This window comes from Streptomyces synnematoformans (assembly GCF_039531005.1).
In the GTDB taxonomy this organism is placed as follows: domain Bacteria; phylum Actinomycetota; class Actinomycetes; order Streptomycetales; family Streptomycetaceae; genus Streptomyces; species Streptomyces synnematoformans.
The window spans coordinates 3,593-7,059 of the sequence record NZ_BAAAPF010000354.1 but is presented as its reverse complement, the minus strand read 5'-3'; the positions used below and the strand labels follow the sequence as shown (position 1 = coordinate 7,059).

The window sequence follows — 3,467 nt, the reverse complement described above, 5'->3', positions numbered from 1 at the left end:
CGCGCCCTCGGCTCCCGGCGGGCCCGCGGCTGGCGCCCCTCCGCCACCGGCTGGCGCGCGGCGGCTTACCACCTCGCCGACGTCGTCGGCCGTCAGCACCAGGCCCGTCGCCCCCGTGCAGGAGACGACCATGTCCGCGGCCACCAGCTCGTCCGCGATGTCCTCCACCCGCACCGCCCGGGCCACCGTCCCGTCCGCGGCGGCCGCCGCGGTCTGCCCGGGGTGCGCCTGCGCCGGGATCGCACCCGCCGTGCCCGCGGCAGGCGGCCCCGCGGGCGACCAGCCGCCCGCCACCGCCGACCCCGCGTTGAGGCTCGCCGCCAGGCGCTCCGCGCGCTCGTACGTGCGGTTGGCGATCACCAGCTCCGCCGCCCCGGCCCGCGCCAGCGTCGTCGCCGCCAGCGACGACATCGAGCCCGCGCCGATCACCAGCGCCCGGCGGCCGGCCACCCACGCGGCCACCGGCGCGCCCGCCGCGAGCTGCGCCAGCCCGAACGAGACCAGCGACTGCCCCGCCTTGTCGATCTCCGTCTCGCTGTGCGCCCGCTTGCCGACCCGCAGCGCCTGCTGGAACAGGTCGTTCAGCGTCCGCCCGGCGGTGTGCAGCTGCTGGCCGAGGGCCAGCGACTCCTTGATCTGGCCGAGGATCTGCCCCTCGCCGACGACCATGGAGTCCAGCCCGCAGCCCACCGTGAACAGGTGGTGCACGGCGCGGTCCTCGTAGTGCACGTACAGGTGCGGCGTCAGCTCCTCCAGGCCCACGCCCGCGTGCTGCGCCAGCAGCGTCGACAGCTCGGCGACGCCCGCGTGGAACTTGTCCACCGCGGCGTACAGCTCGATCCGGTTGCACGTGGCCAGCACCGCCGCCTCCGTGACCGGAGCCGCGGCCACCGCGTCCGCGAGCAGCTTCCCGCGCGCGTCCGGCGCGAGCGAGGCGCGCTCCAGCACGCTCACGGGCGCGCTGCGGTGGCTGAGGCCGACGACGAGGACACTCATGCGGGCATCACGGCGGGCACGTCCCCGTCGGGCCCCTGCCCGGTGCGCTTCTTCGCGGCGGCCGCGTTCCCGGCGGCGGTGCCGGCCGCGGTCCCGGCGGTCCCGGCGGTGCCGCGCTCGACGGCGCCGCTCTGCGCGGCGGCCGCGGCGGCCGCCGCCTCGGCGTCGCGCAGCTCGGCCTCCTCGCCGGCCTTGCGCTGCTCGTGGAAGGCGAGGATCTGCAGCTCGATCGACAGGTCGACCTTGCGGACGTCGACGCCGTCGGGGACGTTCAGCACGGTGGGCGCGAAGTTGAGGATCGACGTGACGCCGGCCTCCACGAGCCGGTTGCAGACGGCCTGCGCGGCGCCGGCCGGGGTGGCGATGACGCCGATGGAGACGCCGCTCTCCTTGATGAGCGGCTCCAGTTCGTCGGTGTGCCGCACGGTCAGGCCCGCGACCTGCTTGCCGGTCATGGCCCGGTCGGCGTCGATGAGCCCGGCGACGCGGAAGCCGCGGGAGGCGAAGCCGCCGTAGCCGGCGAGGGCGGCGCCGAGGTTGCCGATGCCGACGATGACCACGGGCCAGTCCTGGGTCAGGCCGAGTTCGCGGGAGATCTGGTAGACGAGGTACTCGACGTCGTAGCCGACGCCGCGGGTGCCGTACGAGCCGAGGTAGGAGAAGTCCTTGCGCAGCTTGGCCGAGTTGACACCGGCGGCGGTGGCCAGTTCCTCCGAGGAGACCGTGGGCACGGAGCGCTCGGAGAGCGCCGTGAGGGCCCGCAGATACAGCGGGAGCCGGGCGACGGTGGCCTCGGGGATCCCTCGGCTCCGGGTCGCCGTTCGGTGAGTTCGGCCAGTTGCCACGGTGCTCCTGACGCTCGTGCGGTGCCGCGTACGGCCCGCCGGGGCGAAACCGCACTGATGAGAGAAGGCTATGCCTTTGTGAACGCGTGCACAAAGATACTGTCCGCTTTGTCCGGGCAAAGTGACGGGCGTCACCCCGTGCCTCACCCCGCGTCTCACGACCGCAGCGCCCGCCGCAGCCGCTCGGGATCCACCCGCCAGAAGTCGTGCTGCTCACCGTCCACGAGCACCACCGGGATCTGCTCCCAGTAGCGGCGGTACAGCTCCTCGTCCGCGGTGATGTCCTTCTCCTCCCAGCCGGCGCCCAGCTCCGCGCACACGGAGACGACCACCTCGCGCGCCTCGTCGCAGAGGTGGCAGCCGGGCTTGCCGATCAGGGTCACGGTCCGGTCGGCGGCGGCGGGCGCGGACGCGCCGGTCTTACGTCGCAGCAGGCTCATGCCTTCGATTGTGCCGCCCGCAAACGCCGTACGGAGCACGCGGAAGCGATCGGAGTCAGACAAAGAGCGAGCAGAGAGCGAGCGGCGGGCGATCGCGGTCCGGCAGCGGCCGGGCGGAGGCGGGCGGAAACCATCCGGGAGTTCACGCGGGCGTCCGCTGGGCCGCAACCCCTCGACACCGGCCGGCCCGCCTCGCACCGTTATGCTCATCGGCATGGCCGCTTTCCGATGGCTCACCGCCCGGCGCCGCGCGACCGCGCGCAGCGTCGCGGCCGGCGAAGCCGCGGCCGAGGCGGCCCGCAAGACCTCGCAGGAGCTGGAGCACGCCACGCAGGCGGAGGCGGAGGCCGCCCTCGCCGCGGGCGCGACGGCGGCCGGCCCGCCCGCGGCGGAGGAAGAGGAGCCGGACTTCCCCGTCCACGGCGACGTGCACGCGGCGGCCTTCTTCGACCTCGACAACACGATCATGCAGGGCGCCGCGCTTTACCACTTCGGCCGCGGGCTGTACAAGCGCAAGTTCTTCCGCACCCGCGACCTCGCCCGGTTCGCCTGGCAGCAGGCGTACTTCCGCCTCGCCGGCGCCGAGAACTCCGGGCACATGGAGGACGCGCAGTCCAGCGCGCTGTCCATCGTGCAGGGCCACCGCGTCGCCGATCTCATGGAGATGGGCGAGGAGATCTACGACGAGTACATGGCCGAGCGCATCTGGCCCGGCACCCGCGCGCTGGCGCAGGCGCACCTGGACGCGGGCCAGAAGGTGTGGCTCGTCACCGCCGCCCCCGTCGAGACCGCGACCATCATCGCCCGCCGGCTCGGCCTGACCGGCGCGCTGGGCACGGTCGCGGAGTCCGTCGGCGGCGTCTACACCGGCCGGCTCGTCGGCGAGGTGCTGCACGGGCCCGCCAAGGCCGAGGCGGTACGGGCGCTGGCCGCCGCCGAGACGCTGGAGCTGGCGCGCTGCGCCGCGTACAGCGACTCGGCCAACGACATCCCGATGCTCTCCCTCGTCGGCCATCCGTACGCCATCAACCCCGACGCGCGGCTGCGCAAGCACGCGCGCGAACACGGATGGCGGCTGCGCGACTACCGTACGGGCCGCAAGGCGGCGAAGGTCGGCGCCCGGGCAGCGGCCGGTCCGGGCGCGGTGGCGGAAGAGGTGCGGGAGCAGGCTCTCGCTGCCGCCCGT

At 74.5% G+C, this 3,467-nt stretch carries 3 protein-coding genes and 1 pseudogene; 1 reads left to right on the top strand and 3 read right to left on the bottom strand.

Annotation, left to right across the window (positions count from 1 at the left end; translation table 11 throughout):
* The 3 genes from hemA to ABD317_RS31660 all read right to left on the bottom strand — a co-directional run.
* Window positions 1–996, bottom strand: a 996-nt coding sequence (gene hemA, locus ABD317_RS31670) for a glutamyl-tRNA reductase (RefSeq protein ID WP_344294458.1), incomplete at its 3' end; no start/stop codon positions are given.
* On the bottom strand, window positions 993–1,841 hold the full coding sequence (locus ABD317_RS31665) for a redox-sensing transcriptional repressor Rex (protein WP_344294456.1): 849 nt from the start codon (window positions 1,839–1,841) through the stop codon (window positions 993–995). The genes ABD317_RS31665 and hemA, both read right to left, overlap by 4 nt.
* A 155-nt stretch (window positions 1,842–1,996) precedes the next feature.
* Window positions 1,997–2,281 carry a glutaredoxin family protein gene (locus ABD317_RS31660; protein ID WP_344294455.1) on the bottom strand — a complete coding sequence of 95 codons (285 nt, stop codon included), beginning with the start codon at window positions 2,279–2,281 and terminating at the stop codon, window positions 1,997–1,999.
* 202 nt (window positions 2,282–2,483) lie between these two features.
* Here ABD317_RS31660 and ABD317_RS31655 point away from each other — a divergent pair.
* Window positions 2,484–3,467: pseudogene (locus tag ABD317_RS31655) on the top strand (HAD family hydrolase); the annotation flags it as partial.

Excerpts from the sequence above, each read along its gene's own strand:
- ABD317_RS31660 (WP_344294455.1), bottom strand. The coding sequence starts at position 2,281 with ATGAGCCTGCTGCGACGTAAGACCGGCGCGTCCGCGCCCGCCGCCGCC.